The sequence below is a fragment of the Embleya sp. AB8 genome, from assembly GCF_049739465.1.
Classification (GTDB): domain Bacteria; phylum Actinomycetota; class Actinomycetes; order Streptomycetales; family Streptomycetaceae; genus Embleya.
This window is the reverse complement of record NZ_JBMHHY010000019.1, coordinates 14,659-37,001: the sequence shown is the minus strand read 5'-3', so window position 1 is coordinate 37,001 and position 22,343 is coordinate 14,659. Positions and strand designations below refer to the sequence as shown.

Genomic DNA, 22,343 nt, shown 5'->3' with positions numbered 1-22,343 from the left:
AGGTATCCGCGCCCCCGGCTCGTGACGCCGGCCCCGACGAGGGCACGCGGTGGCGGAACCGACCGGAGAGACCGACTTGGGCGGCCTCACCGGGGAGCGGGGCGACCGGGACCCGGGACCCCGACGGTCGCCCGGCGCGAGCGCCCGAATGACGTACGCAAGCGTGTCGAAAGCGGGTCAGCCGGCGTGACGATACGGGTTAAACAGGATCATCGACCCAATATCCGATGTTCATCCGCAAAACGTCGCGCCACGTAAATCATCGATAAACCGTAGTGAGTTGATCACGCGCCGGCGGTTATGGTGCAGCCGCACGCGGAAATCCGATTCTGTTGCGACGGCCGAACAGCAGGAAAGCAGTCATCTCGCGGGATGTCTGCCGATGAGAGGTGACCCGAGGGTCGATCCGGACCCGGACTTCGGCACGCAGCGAGACTTCCGCGCGAGTACACGGGGGAGCGAGGCACTCGCGGGTGCCTTGCCCATGATCGAAGGGGTTGACGGGCCATGTCGGGTTCCTTCAAGGTCGTCCTGGCGGAAATGGACGATCTGTTCAGGAAGCTCGATTCGTGTGCGGGCGAGATGAAGACCGCCATGAATGCCATGAAGGAGACGGGTCCCGGTCGTACGGGGCACAAGTCGCTGGATTCCGCCTGTGATCATTTCCAGAGCGAGTGGTCCTACGGTATCGAGTTGATCCACAAGAACACCGCGGGTATCACGGGCGTCCTGGGGACGATCCGGGACAACTACAAGATCGTCGAGGACAGCATTGCCGACGCGCTGCAGAAAGCTGCGGATGGTCGTCCGGCCAACAACGCCGCCGGGCCGATCGCCGGCAAGACGAACAGCAACATAGCGAACGTCTTGAACGGGGCCAAGTAATGACGACGGACGCGGATTATCCGGCCCTGGGATTCGACCCGGCCCCCGGCAACGTCGAGGCCATGGGAAAGCTCGTCGACACGCTCACCCGAGTCGGTACGCAGTTACAGCAGACCTCGGAAGTCATGACCTCGATCGGCAAGAGCGGCATGTGGGAAGGGGACGCGGCCAAGGGGTTCGGAGAGAACCTGGGCCCGATCCCCAAGTACCTGGCCGAAGGCCGCGACTCGATCGGCAAAGCATCCGCGCAACTGCATTCGTGGCAGACCCAGCTCGGCGTGTTCCAGACGAAGGCCAAGGACTTCGAGGCCCAGGCGGCGGCGGCCAAGCGGGCCCTCCTTTCCGCCAAGGACAGCCCCGATCTGCTGCTCGCGGGCAAGCACTTCGACACCGACGCGGCATTGCATGATGCCGAAGCCAAGCTGAAGGGCGCGCAGGACGCCCTGAACAAGGCCCAGGGTTCGCTCGAATCGATCATCGACCAGGCGAAGCGCCTGAAGGACGAACACGATCGCATCGCCGAGGAGATCGCGAAGATCATCCGCGACGCGGCCTCCGGCGCCCCGAACAAGCCGGGCATGTGGGACAAGATCAAGGGCGGGGTCGCCCACCTCGGCGAGAAGATGAAGAATGCGGCCAAGCACGTCGGCAAGTGGATCAAGGACAACGCGGACGTCATCAACCGGGTCTGCGATGTGATCGGCGATATCGGCGCGGGCCTTCAGGTGGTCGGCATCTTCCTGGCGGCCACCGGCATCGGAGCGCCGGTGGGCGTGGCCCTGATGGGAGTCGGCACGGGATTCTCGGGTGTTGCTCTCATCGGTCACACCACGACCTTGGCTGCGGGCGGAGGCGGCAGTTGGACGCAATGGGGACCCCGGTTGTTCGGTGACGCCCTGGGTGTGGTTCCCGGGTTGGGCGCACTCAAGGGCGGGGTCACTTCGATGCGGGCCGGCGGGAAATTCGCGCAGGGTGCCCTGACGCCGCTCAAACTGACGGCGCAGAAGGGCGGCATCATCGGGGGCGGTCTCATGAAGGCCAACAAGGTCTTCGGGGACGGTGTGCGGCTTTCGGGTAAGGGCCTGGCCGTCCTCGAGAGCCTCAAGGGGAGCCTCAAGATTCCGCACCTGAAGGAGTACTGGTTCCCACAGAATCAGGGAACCGGCGGCCTCATACCCAACGCGTTCTATAACGCCGTACACGGAGCGAAGTAGGAATCCGGTGCCGAACACAAGACTTCCCGAATTCGGCCTCGTACTGCCGGAACAGTTCGTCGAGATCCCGCTGAGCGGCGATGAGGACACTCGATCCGAGATCATCTACGAGATGGTCAGGGACACTTTCGGACCGGACGAGGGCGAGTCGGATCGATTCCTGCACACCTTGGCATTCTGGGTCGGTGTCACGGAGGCCGTGGACGAACAGGGCGCACATCTCGCCGCCTTGATGCCTGTTCCACGACAGGACGGTCAGGGTTTCGACACCATCACGCTGGTGATGACGCTGGTGGAGACCACCCTCGTTACGCCGGACGTGGCGATCGAGGGCCTCCTGGCATTACTCCGCAGCCGGTTGCCGCATGCGGACGTCAGGCCGATAGACCTGCCGTGTGGACCCGCTGCCGCTGCCGTCGAGCTGGGCGCTTACCAGTTCCCACCCGAGTTGCACCCGGACGGAATCGCGGTCGAGATGCCGCAGGGCCGTTTCCAGGTGCACATCCCGCTGCCGGGCCAGGCGTGGACGGCAATCTTCGAGATGACCACCACCGCTCTCGACGACTGGGATGATTGTTGCGTTCTCATGGCAGCGATCATGCGGACCGTCGGCTTCGGAGAGCTCGAATACGACGAGCAAGGCGTCGAACTCGTTCCCGAACCACCCACGAAGACCGACATCGGTTCGGCGCTGACCAAGAGCTGACCGATCCATCATTCGAAGGGGAGCCTTGCTGCGCTTGCCCGAGCTCCGAGTCGCGATGCAAACCCTGCTCGGTCCAGGTGAGGACCTGCGCGGCGTCGCCTACGTCAAACTGACCACCGGCAGTCGACCCGACGGCAACGGCGCCCCGGGCACGGTCATGGACGGCAAGGAATACACCGAAGTCGACAAGCGATACGGCGTCCGGAGATCGACCGCGCTGCGGATCGGACTGGGTGGAACGGTAAGGCTGTTGTTGCTCTATTGCACCATCATCGGCGCCGTATACATCGAGTCCGGCCGCGACGAGGCGCTCGCCGGGGAACCCGGCAGCATCGCGCTGGGCATGCCGGGGGAGCTGTGGCTCGACGCCAGATCGAGCCACTACGGCCCGGTCCTCGCGGTCACGAATCAGCGCCTCCTCTTGGTCATGGTCAAGGACGGAGACGGCGGCGGCGTGAAGGTGCTCCGGGACATCCCCCGCTCCTTCGTGGCCGCTGCGACCCTGGCTCGCGGGGATGTCTATCAGCGTGTGTGCAGGGTCGGATTCACGGACGGATCCACGATCACCTTCGACACCCTTCGAAGCCCCGCACGGGAGTTGGTGCAGTCGTTGTCCACCGTGTGATCGATGCCCGATCACCGGGTGGCGCGAGGTTCGGGCTTGACGAAGTAGCCGGGCAGGAACCTGCCGTTGGCGTACGGGACTTGCACCGTCTCGAACGGGACTGCGAGGGACTGCATGCCGGACTGGAAGCAGGCGCGGTTGCTCTGCCAGTTCGGGATGCGGTCCTGGGCTGCGTTCGTCCGGCCCAACGCCCAGGCCGGCCCGGGGCGTTGACCCGCACGCCGCCGCCCCGGCCGGGCACGGACCCACGGCGGATACGACGGCGACGGAACCGATGACACCGACGTGCGTATCACTGCGGATCAGCGGTATTCGTTGCCTTTTCGGTGAGTACTACAAGCCCGGAACGGGACCCGAATCACTGCGAGGTTTCGTCTCCTCGTCGCGTGCCCGCGACGCCGCGCGGGGCACCATGGCGGATTGCGCACGGCGCCAGTGCAGGCCTTGCACTGCCTCGATCGAGCAGCCTGACGCAATGCTCATATCGCTCACACCGCAGGAAGCGCGCAGAACGCGCGCCGCGCCCCGGCCGGGCGGCTGCCCTCCATTCGGCTGTGCCGTTCCGGTCACCACCGTGTCCACGGGTCGGACGCGTGGCGCCAAGGGCCTTGCGGTTCCGAGCAGTTCACCCACAGAAGGGATGCGGACCATGACCGAGATCGCCTGGGTCAAGCCGGAGATGAGGCCGGCCGAGTTCGAAGCCGAGATGAACTGCGCCTGTACGTGTGGCGCGTTCTCCGGCGCGGGCAGCGGCACCGGCGACGAGGGCGCGCCGTAAGTCGGCACCGTCCATCACGCAAGTCCGGTCGGTGCCCGGCCTCCTACGGCCGGGCACCGACCCCTCACGGTCGAGGTGAAGGATGAAACTGCTCGATCTCTGGGACGACGTGCTCGTCCCCGACGACCTGGTGTACTTCACGAACGGCGAGGATCGCCTGGTCACCAATCCCGAGCTGGCGGCCTGGTGCATGCTGACCATCCCCGAGGCCCAGGTGCTCCGCGCACTCGCCGCCCCGGACCGCGCGACGGGCACCCCGCCTGCGGACCCCGGACTGGCCGAGCGGACGTTGGCGAAGCTGGTGTTGAACTGGCTCGCCTACCTGCCCGGCCGCCGACCCGTGGTGCGGCGGCCGGAACCGCAGTTGACGATGGTCTACTACGCGATCACGGACGGCTGCAACCTGCGCTGCCCCTACTGCTATGCCTCGTCCGAGAAGCCCCTGCCCGGCGAGCTCGACACCGCCGAGTCGCTCGATCTCGTCGACCAGGTCGCCGACGCCGGGGCCCGCGTCATGGTCTTCACCGGCGGTGAACCCATGCTCCGCAAGGACCTGTTCACCGTCGCCCGACATGCCCGGGAACGCGGACTCGCCGCCAACATCATCACCAACGGCACCACCATCCGCCGGCTCGAAACGGCGCGGCAGATGGCGGAAATCTTCAACCACGTCACCGTCAGCCTGGACGGCGGCACCGTGGAGACGCATGAACGCACCCGCGGGAAAGGCACGTTCGCCCGGACGGCGCAGGGGCTTCGACTGCTGAACGAGGCCGGCGTCGTCCCGACCATCAACCACGTGGTGACTCCCGACAACGTCGACGTCCTCGATCGGCTGGCCGAGTTCGTCGCCGGCCTCGACATCTCCCGGGTCCGGCTGATGAACCACTCCGATCTGGGCCGGGGTGCGACCGACGGCTACGACTACGGCTGGACCCACTACCAGAAGGTGTTGGACTTCTGCTGGACCCACCCGCTCGCGGCCAAGCTGCTGCCGGAGGGGCCGAAGGCGGCCAAACCCTGCTCCGTCAAAGGCAATTGCGGCATGGGCGGCAACGAGGTCTACGTCAACTCCCTCGGCACGGTCTACCCCTGCAAGCTCGTCACCGAGAAGGTCCACATCGCGGGCAACATCCGCAGGCAGCCGCTGGTGGAGATCCTCGCGGCTCCGGTGCTCGCCGACATGCGGACCAACAACGTCTTCACCGGCGACAACCTCCAGGACTGCCGGCACTGCTACATCCGCGGCGCCTGCGGCGGCGGCTGCCGGGCCTACCACATGGCGGAGACCGGCGACGTGCACCGCAACGGCCGCCACCTCTGCCGCATCCTGCGCCAATCGATGATCGCCGGCCTGTGGAGCGCCTCCGGCGTCCCGGGAATCAGGCTCAAGGCCGCACGGGACGAGATGTTCCGCCCGCATCTCGTCCGGGACGACTCCGTGCACCCGGTGTACGAGGACTGGAAGACCGCCGACCGCCGCCTGCTGCCGATCGTCCACTGAGAGAGGACCGCCGCCGATGACGCGCTACCTGATCGACTCCGAAGTAGTCTGGACCCCGTCGGACGGCGAGGTGCGGCTCTACTCCGCCCGAAGCGGGGAGTTCCAAACCCTCAACCACACCGCGGCCGAGATCTGGCTCCAACTGGCCGAGACTCACTCCGTGGCGGACGTGATCGCCGAGCTGACCCGGCGTCACGGTGCGGACAGCCCCGCGCAGCAGGCGCTGATCGCCAGGGACGTCCAGGAGTTCGTCGACCGGCTGCTGGCCCAGGAACTGCTCGTGGCGGCAGAATCGGGGGAGGCTCGTGCGTGAGGCGCCGCCGGAGGTCGAGCTGCTGCGCGGTGCGCTCGCCTCGGTGGGGAGGGCGAAATTGCGTACGTCCGGGGAGAGCATGCTGCCCACGATCCGACCCGGGACGGTCATCACCCTGGTGGACCGGCCGTTCGGGGAGGTGGTACCGGGCGATGTGACGGTTGCCGTGATCGGCCGGAAGCTGATCACGCACCGCGTGGTGGATCGGGCGGCGGGCGGCCTGCTGACGCTGGGGGACAATCTCCCGCTGATCGATCCGGTGATGCGGCCCGACGACTACCTCGCAGTGGTGCCCGAGTATCACCGGGTCGTACTGCCGCGGGCCCCCGACCTCACGGCCCTCGCCGCGCTTCCCGACACCGGGTCGAGCCGCACCCGGATTTGGATTCCCGGCCCGCCCCCGACGTACCACCCGTGCGACCTCGCGGCCCGTCCCGACGATCCGCTCGACGGGCCGTTCGACGGGCCGTTCGACGACATCGGACCGGGCCGCCGCGACGCGCGGCCCGTGATCGGCGTCTCCCCGTACGGCGCACTCCCGGAGTCCGCGCTGGACGAGATCCTCGCGGCGGCGGGACGGCGCGACATCGACGTCCTGCTCGGGTACACCTTCGGCGACCCGACGGCCGGCCCGGTCGGGCCGCCGCCACTGCGGCCCGGGACCGCCGACTTCCACGTCCGCTTCGGTACTACGTCGCCGGCCGAGACCGCAGAGTTCGTCCGCGCTCGGATCCGGGCGATCCGCGGTATCCGGCCCACCGCGGTATCGGCGGGCCGGAGCGGCCGGACGGCCGTGGGGCGGTGTCCATGACGGCCGCGGTGCGCGTCGAGAACCTGGTCAAGCGCTATGCCAAGATGTCGCGCAACGCCGTCGACGACATCTCGTTCGAGATCGAGGACGGAGCTGTGGTCGGGCTGCTCGGGCCGAACGGCGCGGGGAAGACCACGCTCACCAAGCTGCTCTGCGGCGTCACCACGCCGACGGCGGGCCGGGTTGCCCTGTTCGGCGCCGAGCCGACGGTCGGCAGCCTGACGAAGCGCCACCTCGGTGTCGTCCATCAGGCAGCCCCCTTCGACATGATGCTGTCCGTCCTGGACAACCTGCGGATCGCCGCCGCCTTCAAGGACCTGCGCTGGCGCGAAGCCCGGCCGGTGGCACAGGAGTTGCTCGACACTCTCGGGCTCGGTAGGGCCACCGCCCAACTGGTGTTCACCCTCTCCGGCGGCGAGCGGCGACGTCTCCAGGTGGTCCGGGCGCTGCTCGGCCGCCCCCGCCTGCTGCTGCTGGACGAGCCCTCCGCCGGTATGGACGTGAGTGGGCGCCGCCGAATGTGGGAACTGCTGCGGGACCTGCGGAGCCTGCACGGCACCACCGTGCTGTGGACCAGCCACTACGTCGAGGAACTGGAACGCAATTGCGGCCGCGTGCTGATCATCGACCGGGGCCGCCTGCTGGAGCACGGCAGTCCACGCGAACTCGCCGAGCGCTTCGGCCCGCAGGTGGCCCTGGTCCTCCCGGCCGACGCGACCCGGCCCGAGCCGCTGGCCGACCTGGCCCGGAAGGCCGGACTCCAGACCGTCACCACGGACGGGCTGGTGCAGATCACCGGCCGCGATGTCCGCGCCAGGCTGCCCGCCATCCTCACCCGACTGCGGTCCGACGGCCTGGACGTGACCTCCGTGGAGTACCGCGCCCCGTCGCTGGAGGATGCCTTTCTCGATCTCGTGGAGAGCCACCGTGACCACTGAAATCGCGCCCGCCACGGCGGTCCCGCCCCCGCCCGCGGCCCGGCGCAGTCGGTGGCGTCAGGATGCCCTCGCCACCCTGTACCGGGAGTACTGCCTGCTCACCCGCAACCGGACGAACCTGCTGTTGGCCGTCACGCCGAGCGCGGTCTACCTCCTGCTCTTCGCGACCTCGCTCTCGCACATGGTCGGCGACGTCCGCTACCGCGGCCACGTCTTCGGATACGCCGAGTTCACCGTCCCCGCGCTGCTGCTCTCCTCCATGCTGGCGGCGGCGACCACAGCGGGCACCTCGCTCTTCCAGGAGCGGCTCGGCCAGATGGAGTTGGAGCTGTGGTCGTACGCCCTGCGACGCGACAGCTACGTCGTGGCCAAACTGGCAGCCAGCACGGCGCTCGTGCTGGCGCAGACCCTGGCGGCGCTCGGCATCGCGATTGCCGTCTTCGACTTCCGTTGGCCCGTCGGACACTGGGTCGCCCTGCTCGGAGCGACGGTACTGGCCTCCTTCGCCTGCAACGGCCTCTACCTGCTGCTTGCCACGTTGTTCACCGACTTCCAACGCTTCACCGTGACCATCAACGTCCTGGCCCCGGTACTGCTCTTCGCCGCCCCGTCGTTTTACCCGGTGGAGCAGATGGACCCGGTGCTGCGTGTGTTGTCCTGGGTGGACCCGGTCACGTACGTGGTCCGCTGCCTACGGGACTCGGCGCTACTGGGCTTCGGCGCGGCCTGGCCGGGGATGCTGATTCTGGCCGGGATCGCCGCAGTCACCAGCGGCCTGACCGCCCGATCCCTGCTGATCCGGGCCGCCAAGCTGTAGGCACGGCCCTCCCGGGGCCCCTTGCGGGGCCGACGAGAAGGGGCACCCGAATCGGAAGGGTCGGGACGACTCCTCGTCCTCGACGACCGAGGAACGTGAGCGGCCGCCGACGGAGTTCGGCATGCGCCGGCGAACACGGGGTGCCGAGGTGGGGTCTTCGTGTTCGGTGGGCGTGGGACCCGGAGTGAGGCTCGTGGTTCCCCGGCGACGCGGAGAGGGCGTTGGCCCGGCAGCGGCACATCCGTGAGATCCGCACCCGGGGGTGCGCAGTACGTCGGAGGGGGTGGAACCGCCGTTCTGCTCGCCGAAGTTCGGCAGGTGGCCGGGCCGGATCGCACCGCTGCCGCCCGGTGCCGCCCGCTGCCGCCCGGTGCGATCGGGGGCGGGAGCAGGCTGGTGTCGGGTTCGGGGAAGGCGGTCGGGCGCCGGTCGCCCCACCGTTGGGCAACGGCGATCGGGCAACGGTGATCGCGGTGTCGCCGGGCCCGCGTCCGCACCGATCCGCCGGGTGCGGGTCCGTCGGTACGCCGATGGCGCGGGGGACTTCGTGGGCCGCGCCGTCATCGACAACCGGCCATGGCACGCGACGCGACGCATGCGGCCGGGCAATCGCGGGGAACCTCTCGGCGCCGCATTCATTCGGATCCGTCGACCGGAACCACCAGATGCGTCCCGGCCGATGTGGATCCGCCGACCGCGAAGGGTTCCATCTCGTGGCTACCGTATCTCGCAAGTTCCTTGTACCCGCCGCCTTTGTCGCACTCGCGCTGACCTCCGCCGCGCTGCCGTCGGCTGCCGTGGCCGCCACCGCACCTGCCGATGGGGTTCCGTTCGTCGGCACGATGTGCCTGGCCGGCGACCACCCGAGGAGCGGCATAGTCAACGTGGAGTCGTGCGACTCCGGGCCCCGCCAGCGTTGGGGCGTCAGTGGCGAGTCGATCCACCTGTCCGCGAGCTCCGACATCTGCCTGGCAAGCGACTACCCGAGGACCCGCATCGTCTATCTGGCGTCGTGCGACTCGGGGTTCCAGCAGCGTTGGGGCATCGGTGGCGAGTCGATTTACCTGTCCGCGAGCCCCGACATGTGTCTGGCAAGCGACTACCCGAGGACCCGCATAATCAATGTGGAGTCCTGCGACCCCTCCGGGCCCCGCCAACATTGGACCGTGCAGGGGGAGCAGATCAGCATGACCTTGGTGTGATGCTCCGAAGTGTGATGCTCTGATCCATGATGCTCTGATTCACGATGCCCTGATCCACTTCGGCGTCTCTGGCCCGCTGGTAGGCGCGCCCCGTCGACGCGCGCGGCGGCGCCTACCGGCGGTGGCTCGGTGCAGGTTCCCGGCGTCGGTGTCGGTGGGCGGCGAGGCTGTGGAACGGGCCCCGGCGGGGCCGATGTTCGGATCGCTCGACCATCGGGGCCGGCCGCCGAACACGGGATGGCGCGGCCGCGTGTGCTCCCCCTGCCGGCGTGAGGTCGGTTCCGTGACGGACGGGCCTTGCCGTCGTGACGCGTGCGCTGCGCCCGGCTCGCCCTCGACACGGGTGCCGTCGCGCCGCTTCGGCGGGGTGGGTCGGGGCTCCCGGGTTCGGGCGGATGGCCGGACACGGGGTGCCGGGTCGTATTCCGGGGTGGGCGGCCCTGTCATCCGCCTTGCACGCTTGCGAGTTCGACACCGACGATCGTCGATGCCGTCGAAAGGACAAGCCGGTGACGCGCGTTCGCGCTGTGGGAGATTCTTGCGACTCCGCGCGGGTCCTTCGCGGGTCCGTGTCGTCGGTCCGGAACGAAGTGGAGCGCAGAGCGAGCCGTCCGGTCGTTCCGGAGACGCTGCGCAGTCCCTGGCGGATACCCGTGCCGGGGTGTGGCCTGGTGGGCTGTCTCATCGGACTCGGCTTCTTGTCGTCCGCGCCTTCCGTGGGCGACTGCGTCATGGCCGTGATCTACCTCGCCGCCGGGCTCTGGGGTGTCGTGCGGGCCTGCCTCTGCGGGGTGCGGATCTCGCCGGAGGGGCTGGTCCGTCGTGGGATGGCGTCCCGCCGGGAGGTGTCGTGGGACCGGATCGCCGACATCGGCTCCGGGACGGCCGCGAACGCGACGACACCGTCCGGCATGCCGGTTCCGACGCTGGTCGACGGCGGCACCGTGGAGTTGCGGAGCCTGGCGGGACACGCGTGAACGAGCTCGGGCAACCGACGGGTGGAGGAGCAGACCGCCTACCTCCGGGGGATCCGGCAAGCGGTGAGCGAACCGGTGTGACCGAGCCGGGGTCCGCTCCCGGCCATGCTGTAGTCCGGACCGACGAACCGTGCGGTGCGCGTGACCTTCACCGGGATCGCCACGGACTGCCGCCCGCCGTGCGGCAGTTGCCGGAGTCGGTGGGAGGCGATCTCCGGGATGTACGCGTCGTTGTCGGCGAGTTCCATCCGGCAGCCGTAGGGCAGCGGCGGTGGGCGATGAGAGAGTCGGACCCTCGGGCTGTACAGACCCCGCCCGGCGAACGGGCGGGGCAACTGCATCAGTGGGTGGTCAGCACTCGTTCAGTTGGTTGTTGTGGAAGAGCCAGTTGCCGTCTGCGTAGGCGCCGTAGACGTACGTGCGGCCGTAGTAGGGGTCGACGTTCGTCTTTTGCGCGGCGTCGAGCCTGTACCACACATTCCCGGCGCTGTCGATGTCCGCGCCTCTTATCCAGCAGACAGGGTGGATCCTGTCCCCGGACCACGAGGCCGACACCAGGTCGTAGTAGCCGACCTTGGCGGTGCCCCACTGGGAGTTGTACACGCCCACACCATTACCAGTGGGGTGAGAGTTGAGTTGGTACCAGCCGCTATACGCTGCGGCGGAGCCTGCCGAGATACCGACCCCACCGGCCGCCAGGGCCAACACAGCCGCCGTCACGGCGGCCCGGCGGACCGTGCCCTTCCGCTTGATGTCGATCTTCCTCATTGTTTCCCTCTCTCGACTCCGGGGCGGACTGCCCTGCTTGCGGAACCGCCCGAATCGCCAACGCGGCCATGCTTGTGCCATGCGGACGCAGTGGGCCCCTCCGGCCCCCACCAGGGTGGCCCGGTGAGCGCGGGAGTGCGTCCTGTCGACGAGCATGCCGAAGCGCGGTCGTTCGCGGGGGGTGTCCCGGCTTTGAACCTACGAGTCCAAGGGGAACGGCGGGAAGAACCCCGTGCAAGTCCACGCAGGCCCGCTCGCCCGCCTGCGGCTCAGCCCGCGTCTCCCGCCGGTTCGCCCGCCGCGAAGAAGTGCTCCCGACCCGCTCCACCTCGCCGAGGTCTTCGGCCTGGACGAAAAGACCGCGATCCGTTACGCCAACTCGGCCCGCCAACTCCCGGAACGGCGAACCCGAGGGCCCACTACCACACAGCACATCGACGGACCCTCGGGTTCCCCCCGAAGACCCTTCAGTTTCCGTGAACTCGCGGGCGTCGGACGGTCCCGTAGTTGTGCCCCTTGCGGAGTGCGAAGTCGTCCACACCCAGGACTCGTACTTCGCCGGGCTCCGGGTCGGGCAGGGCGCTGATGAGACGCAGGAGGACGTCCTTGCCCAGGCCAATGGCCTGGGTTGTCGTTCTTCTTGGACTCGCCCGGGAGGAGTCTCTCGACGGTCGTCGCGGCGAGGTCGGACTCCACGACGGGTTTGCCGTCTTGGACCGGTTCGGACTCCTCGGTGACAAGGCGGGGTCCGGTCCGGGCCTTCGAGCGGTGGAACCGGGTGGAACCGGGTGGCGGGCAGGTCGTGGTAGCCGTCGCGCGCGATCGACCCGGTGATCGCCGGGTGCGGTTCACGGAACCGGGTGGGTTCGTTGCGGGCCGGCTTCCACCGCGGTTGCTCCGGCGTGTTGCTGCTGCCGCGGCGCCGGCAGGTGTACTGCTGCGCCGCTTCGGCGATGGGGTGGAACTCGACCCGTGGGCGGTCGAGGCAGCTGAGTGACCTGCCCGGGGCGCAGGGGCCCGCGGGTGCTCCACGCGTCGATCCGTGCCCGTGGCTGTGCCTGGGCCCGGTCGCCGGAGGCGGCGGCGATGGCCTCCCGCGTCGGGAACACCCCGGACTTGAGCTCCCGGGCACTGTCCGCCGGAAGGGCCGAGCGGTTGTGGCCGGGCAGCCGGTGCGACGGCAGCGCCCACGGCGCCGGCGCGGCGAAGGATCCGCTCGGGAGAGGGCCGGACGAGCCCGGTGCCGGCGAGGGAGCCGGCCGGCGACACGCCGGCCGAGGCGAAGTCGACCCGGTTGGAGGCATAGGTGATGCCGCCGTCCGCGGCGCGCACGAACGTCTCCCGCTCGTCGCCGGCCGTGACCGGGGTGGGGCCGCACAGGTCGGGGAGGGCCGGGATGGGGTGGCCGGCGGAGATCATCCCCACCTGCCGGCGGTGCCGGGCCGCGTCGTGCCACGACCGGCCCGAAGCCGGGCGGACGCCGGACGGTCGTCGACGAAGGTGATCGCCACGAAGTACTCGAGACGCGCTTCCCGCCCGGCGCGGTCGACCCCGTCCCCGACCATGGAGCGCACCTCCTCGCGCGTGGGCTTGTCCCGCGAGCGGAACGTGAGCACCCGATCGTTGCTGTAGATCCCGAAGACGTCGCCGACGTCCGACAGTTCGAGCTCACGCAACACGACCCTCGGTCCGACGAGCCGCATCCCACATCCCATCGCCGACACCCACGAAACCGGACCCGACGTCACCGCGAGAGCCGCCTGGCGAACCGGAGAACCAGCGAGCCGCGGTCCGACGGCTCTACGGCTGGGACGTCACCGACGCCACCCGGCCGGCCGCACTGTGGCGTCTTCCCGAACACCGCCTCAGCCGCGTACACGTCCGCACCACGGCGCAGTGCCCGAATGTCTCCGACCGCACCGTCTGGCGCCGGCCGGCCGGCCGCCACCGCCACACACACCGGGCGCCCGCCGCGGCGACCGGTTCGAGATCAGCCCACCCATCCGGGTGTTGCCGGCGTACCGGCACGGCAACGCCTCCGCGGTACAGCTCGAACTCGTCGCCCGCTCGAACTCGTCACCCGCGCCCGAGCGGGCCGCCGACTCCGGCGGCGACGAAGCCGCGCCCATTGTTCGCCCGACTCCCGCGCCTGCCGCATGAACGCCGCCTGACGACGGCGTACTTCGGCAACGTCCGGCGGCGGTACACCGGCCGCCGGGACCCGGGCGACCATCCGCCCGATGCGGTCCGGGCAGGCGTCGGGCGACGCCCTGAATACGGAGCCCGGTTGCCTTCCCGTCGATGCCCTCTCGAATTCGATTCCTCCGGTTCGGTTCACCCCGGCCCGACTCGAGAGAATCGTGCCATATCATTACCCGACCTCTTGCGCCCCTCCTGCGGTCAATTTCCCCTTGCGATGCGCAGAGCCTCACCGGAAAGATGTGCACCTTTATTTCCGATGTCTATTTCCATTTTTATTCCGCCGGATGTGTCCATATTCTTCCCGTCATCCGGGCGGGATTTATGATCCATTGTAGGAAGTGCACATGATCGGCGTTCTTTCACCCCGCGCCGTATCGCCTCCGGGCGTTGGGTGCTAGCTTCGATGATGGAACAAACAACGGTGCGTGGGAATGATCCGCATCCGGAGACGACGGGCGTATTTCGGCAGCCCTGCCCGATGATTCTTTTCATCTTCCGGTGCAGGAGTGGTGGGTCGATACCATCGCGACCCCTGTGGTCTGCGGATGCGCGAAGCGACCGGTCGGCGATTGTCGTCATCATGGATTCATATGGATTTTCCGGCAAAGGAGTCTCGAATGAAAGAGCCCGACACCGGCGCGGGGATCGGACACTCGTCCGACCCGCCCGAAGCCATCACGAGGCACTCGGTGCCCGAAGCCGCCCCCGGCGGCGGAGCACCACCCCGGGCGTCGTCGGATCGACGACCACCACCGCCACCTCCCCCACCATCGACCGGATTGTGAGCTCGCGATGACCAACAATGTCAACCTGTACTGCAACGTGAAGATGGGACAGTTCGACTCCTCCGGCAACGGATCCATGGTCGTGACCTGTGGGAATTTCGGTCCGGACAACGCCACCGGGTCCGTTTCCTTCAAGTTCATCACGCCGTTCTACGTCAATGTCCCGACACTGCCCACCGTCACGGGCGGGACATCGAGCTGGCTGTACCAGAACACAGCCGCGGCCGTCCCGTCGATCATCAAGGTCGCTTTCAGCGGCATCGCCGCCGGCAGCAGTGTCGCCATCACGGTGAGCCTGAAACTGGACGCCAATGCCCCGACCTCGCCCGCGGCCGGCCGCGCGGTCTTCACGACCGACGCGGGCAACACCGTGGATGTCGACTCCGACCTCACCCGGAACTCCTGGCCCGTCTATACGGTCCGACAGAGCGTGAACAGCCCGACCCCGGGATCGGTGAACCTGTACTACGTCCACCACGAGGTCCCACTCGTCATCGGCGGCAGCGCGCAGGAAATCCCGTTCCTCTTCTACAACGGGGCCGGCAGCCTGCTCAGCGGCACCCACAGCGTCTCCTACTTCACGTTCTCGACACCCTTCTACACCCGCGTGCCCTCCTCGGGTCGCCCGCCGGGCTTCTCCGCGCTGTACGAGAACAACGATCCGGCGATCCCCTCCGTCTACCAACTGCAACTGCCCGCCGGAATCGGATCGCTGGGCGCAGGCGTGGCCACCACCGTCGACATCCCCTTCCAGGCACAGTCGGGAGCCCCGTTCGGGCACTACGGAAGCGGCGGGATCTACGTCCCCTCCGGCACGGACACCCAGGGCGACTACTCCAACTCCCACCACCGGATGCCCTTCCTGCTGGTCGCGACCGGCGCGGTGTAGGCCCGGACCGGCCCGATCATCCCGGACGACACCGCCGGACGGGGTGCGCGAGGGCGGAAAGCGCGAGGACGACCCCCCCGCCCGGTGCCACCGCTTCGGTGGCACCGGGCGGGAGTTCGCGGGTGCCCGGAGGCCATACCTCGATGCCGGCCCCGAATTCTCCTCGCAGCCCGCGGCCTCCGGATCGGGTCCGAATCCACCACCCGCCGCAGCCGGCGAACGAGGACGGTGCCCCCGTGCCGCACCCGCCGTCGTTCCCGGAAGCCTTCGAGACCCGGGCATCACGCGCACCGGCACGGTGGCGGTGCCGTACACAGGACAGGAGACGACCTACGGGGAGTCGAACTCGCGGGCGAACCGGCCGGCCGCGCTGTCGGTCGAGCGCGGGGTGGGACCCGAGGACATCGTCGCGGTCGCACCGCCACGGACGGCCGACCTGCCGATGGCCCTGCCGGCGGTCCCGAAGTCGGGGGCGGCCCACCTTCCCCCGGACCCGGCGCCCCCGGCCGAACGAGTGGCTCGCATCCTCGCCGATGCCCGCCCGGCCCTCGCCCTGTCCACCGGCGATAGCACGGTCTCCTGGCCGGCCGGCGTGCCGATCGTCCTCCCGGACCGCCCGTACCCGGTCTCCGCCGCACCCCGATGGCACCGGGGGACGGACCTCACCGGGCTCCCGGACCTGCGCGAACGCTTCGCAGGAGGCCGTCGACCGAACCAGGTACGGCGCACCGGCGTCCCCGACACCCGCCTCGCCGGAGCCGGTGCTCCGGCCCTGCGGCACCCGCGCGAACTCGGGTACCGCACCTTGGCGATCTGGAGCGCCGAGGGCGGCGCCGAGGCGGACCGCGCAGGACTGGAGCCGCTGCGTCAGTGCTACCGTCCACGTCCACCCGGTGGACGCCGGGCACGACGCGATGGCCAAGCTCGGCCCCGCTGCGGGGGATCGGCGCTCGACTGGCCATGGCACCGCGCCCGGGGTGAACATGCGGGCGCCTGACGCCGACGGCCGGTGGCGGCTTCCCGGCGGGTGACGGCGACGGCGATGACGGGGAATGCGCCGGCGAACGGCCCGGAGCGGGCGGCGCGTTGCGCCGAGTGGGGATGGCGTGGGTCGTCGGCGTCGGGCGTTCGGCCGCGCGTGGTGAGCTGTTCCGGGAACTGCCGGACGTGGGCGGGCGGGGTGCGGGTCGGGACGTGCCCGGGTCCCGGCGGCCGTGGGTGGAGTGTCGCCGGCGGTGCCGCGTACCGAATGCCGCCGGCGCACCCGGGGTCGGGTAGACCGGCGATATTCGTCGGGTGGTGTGGCGAATTCTCGCGCGCGTGGGTGCAAGGGGGCGTCGGCGGCGGCCGGTTCGCGGTGATCGCGACGTGTCGCGAGCGGCGGTCGGGTCGGTCGATGTGGGCCCGGTGCGATCGGGTCGCGGCAGGGCCGCGAAGCGACGGGCACCACGATTCCCGTTCCCGCGTGCTCGCACCTCGTGCGCGGTGGTGCGCTTTGCTCACACCGGTGCGATGACGAGGCTCACCGCGAGGCTGTTGGTGTCGCTCAGTCCGGTGGTGGCGCAGGCAATCGGGTTCAGCGCGGGTTCGACGGTGATCAGCGTTGCCGCCTGCCCCGACCCCAGACCGGCGGTGACGGCCCCCACGCTGGTGGTGGTGACGGTGCCGTCGGCCGCGCGGACGGCGTTGCTGGTGGCGTAGGTGATGGTGCTCGACTGCCCGGTGTTCCAGTGGTACGCGACCGGCAGGGAGGTCAGGAAGGTGAGTTCGAGGAGGCAACTGGACGAGGGGAGCTCGACCGCGAGGCTGCTCGATCCGCTGCTGACGCCGCTCAGCAGGGAGATACAGCTGTAGTTGTCGGAGATGGCGAGTGCCTCCGGCTTCGGGGTGTTCGTCAGCGGCGGTGTGTAGGCCGTGTGCCGGTTGCCCGTCAGGCAGGTGATGTCGACGGGCGAGGCGGACGCGGACGCCGGCGCGATCACCGCTCCCGCCGAAGCGAGCGTGACGACGACGGCGAGCGCGGCGAGCGGGCGACGAGATCCCTGTGGAACGACGGTGCGAGGTGCGGGCATGACCGTTCTCCTTACGGAGGGCGTACGACGCGGACCACGAAGCCCGCAGTCCCACAGTGGGACCACGGCACGCACCGGTACAGGGTCGGGCCCGGCGTACCGGGAGCAATTCGCCGTCACGCGTTCCGGCGCGAGGGAGAGCGCGGCGCCGTTCGAGCGCCGGGCGCCACAGGTCCCGCATCGTCTTGCTCCGCCGGGTCCGAACCCGGCTTCGACCCGTCGTCCGGCAGGTTCACGAAACGTTCGAGGCGCGCACCGACGTGGCCTCGACCGTCGAGCCCTACGGCACCGCGGACGTCGAACCTGCCGCAGCCCGTCACCCGGCCCGTCACCGCGTTCGCGGATTGCGACTCGACGACGACGTGGCCGAGAGCCGGTAGGTCGCCGTCGGCGTTGTCGACCGACGTCCACTGCCGCAACACCGTTGCCTGCTTTGCCTCTTCTTCGGGAGGGGCGGCCTATCCCCAACGCGTGATCTTCTACGCCAACGTCAACGCGGGGTCGGTGTCGGCGTCGGAAGGCTTGCAGGTGCGCCGCAGGCGACCGTCGGCGACCTCGGCGGGTAGCGCGAAGCGGTAGCGGCCGTGGACGGTGTGGGCGAACTCGGCGGCGACGTGCGGGCAAGGTCGGCGTCGCCGACGTGCAGACCCTCGGTGCGCCTCTCCTCGCCGGTCGGCGTGGTGGCCCGGTCCGGCGTCCGGATCACCGCTGCACACTCCTCCGGACCGGCACCGGGTCCTGTCGCTTCCGGGCCGGCGAGGCCGGACGCCGGGCCACGCCGACGTTCCGACCGACCCGACTCTGCCACCGGCAGGCCGTACAAGAGTGGACGAGCATTCCCACCCGGGCCGTGCCCGATCGGTGCCTACCGGTCCGGCCGGCGGGGGCCCGGACCGCCCGACGCGGCCCGGGCCTGGGCACGAACAGGGGGAACCTCTCGGCGCCAAGGCCCCGGCCGTGCTGTGGGCCTCGAACAACTCACCCGCGAAGGCTGCCGAACCGCCGCCTACACCGACCCCGACCTCGCCTACCCCCTGGAACAGATCGGCCTCCTGCTGCGCGAACTCGACACCACCGGCGTGGGCGCGGCCATCGGGTCGCGGCGCCTGCCCGACGCGCACGGCTACTATCCGCCCACCGGCCCCAACGCCACCGCCCGCCTGTACCGTCAAGCCATCGCCGAACTCCTCGACCTCGACGTCACCGATCCCCAGGCCGGCTACGAGGCATTCCCCGCCCACGTGCTGCACACCGCCCTGCCCCTGGTGCACGACCGCGGGCCGAGCTTCGACACCGAACTCCTGCGCGTGATCGGACGGATGGGACACGGCATCGCCGAGTCCGGGAGCTGCGCCCCCCACCGCTACGTCGACGGCGACACCGGAACACCCCGTGACTACGACGCGATGCTCGCCGCAGTCCACGACCAGGCCCGACGACACGGACCGGATCCCGCGACCCGCCCGATCTCCGTCCACGACCGCATCCTCGAGGCGGGCGGTATCGAAGCCGCCGCCGGACAAACCCCGCACCGGGCACTGCCGGAACGCTCCCGCCAGGGCCGGGATTGGCGTGCGCGGGCCCGGGGCCACGCGCTGCGCCGGCACCTCGGCGGCCGGCTCGATGCCGGTGGATCTATTCGCAGCCAACTCGACGCCGGTGGACCTACTCTGAGGGCCCGGGGGAGGGGGTGCCGTGGAGCGGGATGTTCGGCTGGTGCGGGATTTGGTCGCGGTTGTGCCCGGCTTCGAGGACTTGTTCGACGTGCATGTCTTCAACGAGCACGGTGTCCTGCCGCATGTGTTCTTCTGGGATGTCGTTCGGGAGACCGTTGCGTCGTTCCTCGGAGGGGACGAGACGGACTGGCGGGTGACGCTGCGGTTCCTGGAAGAGCAGCTTCGACTCGATGTCCCCGAAACGGCCCAGGTGATTACTACCTCGTTCCTGTTCAATCTGCCGTGGCCGGATCAGCCCGGATACGGCCTTGTCGACCACCTGGGTCCCGCCATGAGTGCACAGTTCGCCGCGATTCGGCCGTCCGGGTAGGGTTTGTCCGGTCGACTCTGCGACTCCAGCGTGTCCAGGCCGTTGATCTGGCACGACCTGAGCAGGTTCGCGCGGTTGTTGCCGCGTCGCAACGGCTGCGTCCTGGAGCAGTTGCCGTCGCCACTGATCGTGCACACCACGGCCGCGCACGCCGAGTTGGTGGTGCTCGTGCCCCGAGTGGTGGCCCGGCACCACGCGCACCACCGCGCCGGATTCGCCCGTACCCGGTCGCGACTGTTTCGACCGAACCCGCGAACTCGAGCCGCTCCTCTGCACGTTCCGGGTACGGCCGGCCGGAATCCACCTGATGAGGACGGGGCGGGTGGTCGCCGACCCGCGGGAACCGGCCTGCCTGCGCCCGGATGCGGCACCGGCGTACCTCGGCGACCTCGTGGCCGCGAAACGCGAGGCGGAACACGGGGCTCTGCCGGGAATGGTCCCGATCGACGTGGTGTGGGCGGACGTCGAACGGCTGCGCGCGACGCCGGACGAGGTTTACGAGGTGTCCGCACTCGCGGAGCGACCCGACGCGCACGACGCACCGCATGTCGAACCCGGTCGACGCGACGGCGTTTTGGGCAACCATGACGGCGCGACCGCATGCTTCCCCGATCCTCGACCTTCCGCGAACGCCGGTTCCACGCCCCGGGGCTCCCGACCACGCACCCTCCTCGACCGCGCCCCCGCCGGCACCGAACTCACCCGCGCCGCCCTGCTCCGCGGCCGCATGTCCCCACCACGAGAGGGCCGCCGAGGGCCGCAAGAGCCACGAACGCGCGCGGTGAACATCCCGGCCGGCCCGTGGGGTGCACAACTTTTTTGACGGACGCCCGCGCCCCACCCCCCGCCGGGATGGGAATGGGTGCAACTCTGGCGAAGTGGCAACCCCGCCGCCAGGCACTACGACGGCATTGTCCACCCTCATGACGGCCATATACACGACTTGGATGCGTATCCGGCGGCCCGAGGACACAGGCTCACCGTCGACGAATCCCCGGCCGTAGCGCCCGAAGCGGACCGGCCGGTGCCGCCGGAAGATGTGGAACAGGCGTAACTCCCGGGCACTGCTCGCCGGGCGACGCCGGACAACGTGTCTCCCGGCGGGAACCGGCCGAGCTGTTCGCGAGTCAGGGTCGAATCCCCCGCGCTGTGGCACAGAACGGCCTCGCCGAGGATGGGGCAGGATGCGGGGATGGAGCGCCGCCGCAGAATGCATGTCGATCTCGATCACCTCGACCGCCTCGACTACGACTGGTTGTTCGTCGTCCTGGAAGCCCCGAGCGGCATGGTCTACGAGATCCAGACGTGCGGCACCGCCTGTATGCAGAGTCGGGTCGAGGGTCATTTGATCCCCATCGAGGCCCCCGACGCGTATGCGGCCCTGATCGACCTGTTCGTGAGGGAGTTCTCCGGCTGCGGCGGGCCTCGGACATGGACCTCGGACCACCTAGGTTCGCTCCGCGCGGCGATTTCCACGATCAAGTTCCCTGCGGACTTCGACTCCGCCCCCGTCATGGGCTACCCGGGCACTCCCATCCACGTCGACGAGTCCCGCCTGTCCGAGGTAACGGAGGCATGGATTCCCGTGACCACCGAGCTCGGAACCGGCATCCTCGTCTGGTCGAACTCCGACTGACCACACGAACGCAGAACGCCACACACAGACCGAGGCTCCGCCGCCCAACTGGGACAACGATCTTCGGACGGCCGGAAAACCATCCGCAAAGGCACCGCAAGTCGCCTCCTCGGACGCACTCGTTGAACACCCCGTCGCATACGTGATCGGTGCGGTTCGACAGAATCGGTGGCATGACACGAGGCGAGCTCCCCGACGGCTGGACCCTTCAGCGGATACGCGACGTGTCCGGTGATCGGGAGGCCGTCGTGTTGAACACCGAGCGGGTCGTGACGTACTTGGGCCAACCACATGCTCCGGACGAGGTCCTACAGCCGGAGATCGTCCTGGGCTTCCACGACCTCTGTGTCGTGAAGGCCGTCGACGATGACGACTGGTACATGGGCTCGCTCAACAGCGACGGCACCGTCGACTGCTGGGACGCATACGACGACCTCTGGAACGCACTCCGCGGACTCTGAGCAGGCTCACGGTCGGCGGGAAGCGATCTCTGAACACACGGGAAACCGAGCATCAGTTCGACCCATTCCCGCACGTCAACCTCACTCGTGAACGCCCCACAGCCGCCACGGTGGCGGCGCTCGGCGTCGGCACCGGTGCCGCGCACGCCTCGACGGCGCCGCCGGCCGCCGCCGACCGATGCGGGGGCGCGGCGTACACACCTACCGGGCCGGCAACGCGTACATGGAGGTACACGGCTGGGCGGCAAGGGCGCGGTCGTGGACACCTGGGAGTACGTCTCCCAGAACGGCCACGTCCAGGACAACGAGCGCTGGTGCCTGGAGCCCGCCCGCGAAGGCGGCTGGTACCTGCACCCGTACTACACCTGGGCCTGCGCCTGGACTTACCCAGCACGGACAGGATGTTGGTCTGGAGCTGCAACGGCCATAGCAACCAGCGGCTCTCCTTCAGCAACGGCGCTCCGACCGGCGGCCAGATAACGCCGAGGTCCGACACCCGCCTCAGGATCAACGCGGGCTTTGCACACGAACAGCTGTTTGCATCCGGGTGGAACAACAACATGACCACCTTCTGGCTGTAGGCCGTAACGCAAACAAGGCCCCAGGCAAGACCCTTCCGGGAGAGGTCACCAAACCGGTGCCGTTCGGCGCGGTCGTCCGCGTCGCCCCCGCGGGATCCAGGGTCTTCCCGGGCCCGGCGGCGTTCCCGACCGG

General features: G+C 69.2%; 22 protein-coding genes and 1 pseudogene. 19 read left to right on the top strand and 4 right to left on the bottom strand.

Translation table 11 applies throughout. The features are described from left to right. Positions 1-507 precede the first annotated feature (507 nt). The 12 genes from ABIA38_RS27300 (at position 508) to ABIA38_RS27245 (ending at position 10,770) form a co-directional block, all read left to right on the top strand. A complete protein-coding gene (locus tag ABIA38_RS27300) occupies positions 508-885 on the top strand; it encodes a hypothetical protein (protein WP_424641493.1) in 378 nt (125 codons plus the stop codon). Then, a complete protein-coding gene (locus ABIA38_RS27295) occupies positions 885-2,099 on the top strand; it encodes a putative T7SS-secreted protein (protein ID WP_424641492.1) in 1,215 nt (404 codons plus the stop codon). The genes ABIA38_RS27300 and ABIA38_RS27295 overlap by 1 nt, the downstream gene beginning before the upstream one ends. Positions 2,100-2,106: 7 nt before the next feature. After that, positions 2,107-2,805, top strand: a complete 699-nt coding sequence (locus tag ABIA38_RS27290) for a hypothetical protein (RefSeq protein ID WP_424641491.1) — start codon at positions 2,107-2,109, stop codon at positions 2,803-2,805. Positions 2,806-2,839: 34 nt separating this feature from the next. Then, positions 2,840-3,430, top strand: coding sequence for a hypothetical protein (locus ABIA38_RS27285; protein WP_424641490.1), 591 nt, complete (start codon positions 2,840-2,842; stop codon positions 3,428-3,430). Positions 3,431-4,079: 649 nt separating this feature from the next. After that, a complete protein-coding gene (gene stsA / locus ABIA38_RS27280; RefSeq protein ID WP_424641489.1) occupies positions 4,080-4,208 on the top strand; it encodes a StsA family sactipeptide RiPP in 129 nt (42 codons plus the stop codon). An 82-nt stretch (positions 4,209-4,290) separates the two neighbouring features. Next, the gene (gene stsB, locus ABIA38_RS27275) at positions 4,291-5,712 is read left to right on the top strand and encodes a StsB family radical SAM/SPASM domain sactipeptide maturase (protein WP_424641488.1); all 1,422 of its coding nucleotides are present in this window, start codon (positions 4,291-4,293) and stop codon (positions 5,710-5,712) included. A 16-nt stretch (positions 5,713-5,728) separates the two neighbouring features. After that, positions 5,729-6,025, top strand: coding sequence for a PqqD family protein (locus ABIA38_RS27270; RefSeq protein WP_424641487.1), 297 nt, complete (start codon positions 5,729-5,731; stop codon positions 6,023-6,025). Further along, on the top strand, positions 6,018-6,836 hold the full coding sequence (locus ABIA38_RS27265) for a S24/S26 family peptidase (protein ID WP_424641486.1): 819 nt from the start codon (positions 6,018-6,020) through the stop codon (positions 6,834-6,836). The genes ABIA38_RS27270 and ABIA38_RS27265 overlap by 8 nt, the downstream gene beginning before the upstream one ends. After that, positions 6,833-7,774, top strand: a complete 942-nt coding sequence (locus ABIA38_RS27260) for an ATP-binding cassette domain-containing protein (protein ID WP_424641485.1) — start codon at positions 6,833-6,835, stop codon at positions 7,772-7,774. Before ABIA38_RS27265 ends, ABIA38_RS27260 begins: the two co-directional genes overlap by 4 nt. After that, positions 7,764-8,591 (top strand): ABC transporter permease, encoded by an 828-nt coding sequence (locus ABIA38_RS27255; RefSeq protein WP_424641484.1) that lies wholly within the window; start codon positions 7,764-7,766, stop codon positions 8,589-8,591. The genes ABIA38_RS27260 and ABIA38_RS27255 overlap by 11 nt, the downstream gene beginning before the upstream one ends. Before the next feature lie 713 nt (positions 8,592-9,304). Continuing rightward, positions 9,305-9,793, top strand: coding sequence for an RICIN domain-containing protein (locus ABIA38_RS27250; RefSeq protein ID WP_424641483.1), 489 nt, complete (start codon positions 9,305-9,307; stop codon positions 9,791-9,793). 731 nt (positions 9,794-10,524) lie between these two features. Continuing rightward, the gene (locus ABIA38_RS27245) at positions 10,525-10,770 is read left to right on the top strand and encodes a PH domain-containing protein (protein WP_424641482.1); all 246 of its coding nucleotides are present in this window, start codon (positions 10,525-10,527) and stop codon (positions 10,768-10,770) included. A 38-nt stretch (positions 10,771-10,808) separates the two neighbouring features. Here the strand turns inward: ABIA38_RS27245 and ABIA38_RS27240 are convergent, their stop codons facing one another. The 3 genes from ABIA38_RS27240 to ABIA38_RS27230 all read right to left on the bottom strand — a co-directional run bounded on the left by ABIA38_RS27240 (position 10,809) and on the right by ABIA38_RS27230 (position 13,241). Continuing rightward, positions 10,809-11,111: a hypothetical protein gene (locus ABIA38_RS27240; RefSeq protein WP_424641481.1), complete on the bottom strand. Its 303-nt coding sequence runs from the start codon at positions 11,109-11,111 to the stop codon at positions 10,809-10,811. A 10-nt stretch (positions 11,112-11,121) separates the two neighbouring features. Then, positions 11,122-11,538: a hypothetical protein gene (locus ABIA38_RS27235; protein WP_424641480.1), complete on the bottom strand. Its 417-nt coding sequence runs from the start codon at positions 11,536-11,538 to the stop codon at positions 11,122-11,124. Between the two features lie 1,415 nt (positions 11,539-12,953). After that, entirely contained in the window at positions 12,954-13,241 is a 288-nt protein-coding gene (locus ABIA38_RS27230) for a hypothetical protein (protein WP_424641479.1), read from the bottom strand. Positions 13,242-14,532: 1,291 nt separating this feature from the next. On the opposite strand from ABIA38_RS27230, the gene ABIA38_RS27225 reads away from it, so the two are divergent. Together ABIA38_RS27225 and ABIA38_RS27220 are read left to right on the top strand one after the other, a co-directional pair. Beyond that, positions 14,533-15,414, top strand: coding sequence for a hypothetical protein (locus ABIA38_RS27225; RefSeq protein ID WP_424641478.1), 882 nt, complete (start codon positions 14,533-14,535; stop codon positions 15,412-15,414). 304 nt (positions 15,415-15,718) lie between these two features. Then, the gene (locus ABIA38_RS27220) at positions 15,719-16,411 is read left to right on the top strand and encodes an AMP-binding protein (protein ID WP_424641477.1); all 693 of its coding nucleotides are present in this window, start codon (positions 15,719-15,721) and stop codon (positions 16,409-16,411) included. 502 nt (positions 16,412-16,913) lie between these two features. Here ABIA38_RS27220 and ABIA38_RS27215 read toward each other — a convergent pair. Next, positions 16,914-17,486 carry a hypothetical protein gene (locus ABIA38_RS27215; protein ID WP_424641476.1) on the bottom strand — a complete coding sequence of 191 codons (573 nt, stop codon included), beginning with the start codon at positions 17,484-17,486 and terminating at the stop codon, positions 16,914-16,916. Between the two features lie 1,695 nt (positions 17,487-19,181). Here ABIA38_RS27215 and ABIA38_RS27210 point away from each other — a divergent pair. The 5 genes and pseudogenes from ABIA38_RS27210 (at position 19,182) to ABIA38_RS27190 (ending at position 21,629) form a co-directional block, all read left to right on the top strand. Further along, positions 19,182-19,532, top strand: a complete 351-nt coding sequence (locus ABIA38_RS27210) for a hypothetical protein (RefSeq protein ID WP_424641475.1) — start codon at positions 19,182-19,184, stop codon at positions 19,530-19,532. Positions 19,533-19,562: 30 nt separating this feature from the next. Then, positions 19,563-19,778, top strand: a pseudogene (locus ABIA38_RS27205) (DNA polymerase beta superfamily protein); the annotation flags it as partial. Between the two features lie 61 nt (positions 19,779-19,839). Continuing rightward, positions 19,840-20,355, top strand: coding sequence for a hypothetical protein (locus ABIA38_RS27200; protein ID WP_424641646.1), 516 nt, complete (start codon positions 19,840-19,842; stop codon positions 20,353-20,355). Between the two features lie 369 nt (positions 20,356-20,724). Next, complete coding sequence (locus ABIA38_RS27195; RefSeq protein ID WP_424641474.1) at positions 20,725-21,168, top strand: DUF6210 family protein; 444 nt, start codon at positions 20,725-20,727, stop codon at positions 21,166-21,168. 173 nt (positions 21,169-21,341) lie between these two features. Beyond that, complete coding sequence (locus ABIA38_RS27190) at positions 21,342-21,629, top strand: hypothetical protein (protein ID WP_424641473.1); 288 nt, start codon at positions 21,342-21,344, stop codon at positions 21,627-21,629. The last annotated feature ends 714 nt before the right edge of the window (positions 21,630-22,343 follow it).

What these genes read in the sequence shown, in the direction of transcription:
- ABIA38_RS27300 (WP_424641493.1), top strand. Translation starts at nt 508, where the DNA reads ATGTCGGGTTCCTTCAAGGTCGTCCTGGCGGAAATGGACGATCTGTTC.
- ABIA38_RS27295 (WP_424641492.1), top strand. Translation starts at nt 885, where the DNA reads ATGACGACGGACGCGGATTATCCGGCCCTGGGATTCGACCCGGCCCCC.
- stsA (WP_424641489.1), top strand. Translation starts at nt 4,080, where the DNA reads ATGACCGAGATCGCCTGGGTCAAGCCGGAGATGAGGCCGGCCGAGTTC.
- stsB (WP_424641488.1), top strand. Translation starts at nt 4,291, where the DNA reads ATGAAACTGCTCGATCTCTGGGACGACGTGCTCGTCCCCGACGACCTG.
- ABIA38_RS27270 (WP_424641487.1), top strand. Translation starts at nt 5,729, where the DNA reads ATGACGCGCTACCTGATCGACTCCGAAGTAGTCTGGACCCCGTCGGAC.
- ABIA38_RS27260 (WP_424641485.1), top strand. Translation starts at nt 6,833, where the DNA reads ATGACGGCCGCGGTGCGCGTCGAGAACCTGGTCAAGCGCTATGCCAAG.
- ABIA38_RS27245 (WP_424641482.1), top strand. Translation starts at nt 10,525, where the DNA reads ATGGCCGTGATCTACCTCGCCGCCGGGCTCTGGGGTGTCGTGCGGGCC.
- ABIA38_RS27240 (WP_424641481.1), bottom strand. Translation starts at nt 11,111, where the DNA reads ATGCAGTTGCCCCGCCCGTTCGCCGGGCGGGGTCTGTACAGCCCGAGG.
- ABIA38_RS27235 (WP_424641480.1), bottom strand. Translation starts at nt 11,538, where the DNA reads ATGAGGAAGATCGACATCAAGCGGAAGGGCACGGTCCGCCGGGCCGCC.
- ABIA38_RS27230 (WP_424641479.1), bottom strand. Translation starts at nt 13,241, where the DNA reads ATGCGGCTCGTCGGACCGAGGGTCGTGTTGCGTGAGCTCGAACTGTCG.
- ABIA38_RS27225 (WP_424641478.1), top strand. Translation starts at nt 14,533, where the DNA reads ATGACCAACAATGTCAACCTGTACTGCAACGTGAAGATGGGACAGTTC.
- ABIA38_RS27215 (WP_424641476.1), bottom strand. Translation starts at nt 17,486, where the DNA reads ATGCCCGCACCTCGCACCGTCGTTCCACAGGGATCTCGTCGCCCGCTC.
- ABIA38_RS27200 (WP_424641646.1), top strand. Translation starts at nt 19,840, where the DNA reads ATGAGGACGGGGCGGGTGGTCGCCGACCCGCGGGAACCGGCCTGCCTG.
- ABIA38_RS27195 (WP_424641474.1), top strand. Translation starts at nt 20,725, where the DNA reads ATGGAGCGCCGCCGCAGAATGCATGTCGATCTCGATCACCTCGACCGC.
- ABIA38_RS27190 (WP_424641473.1), top strand. Translation starts at nt 21,342, where the DNA reads ATGACACGAGGCGAGCTCCCCGACGGCTGGACCCTTCAGCGGATACGC.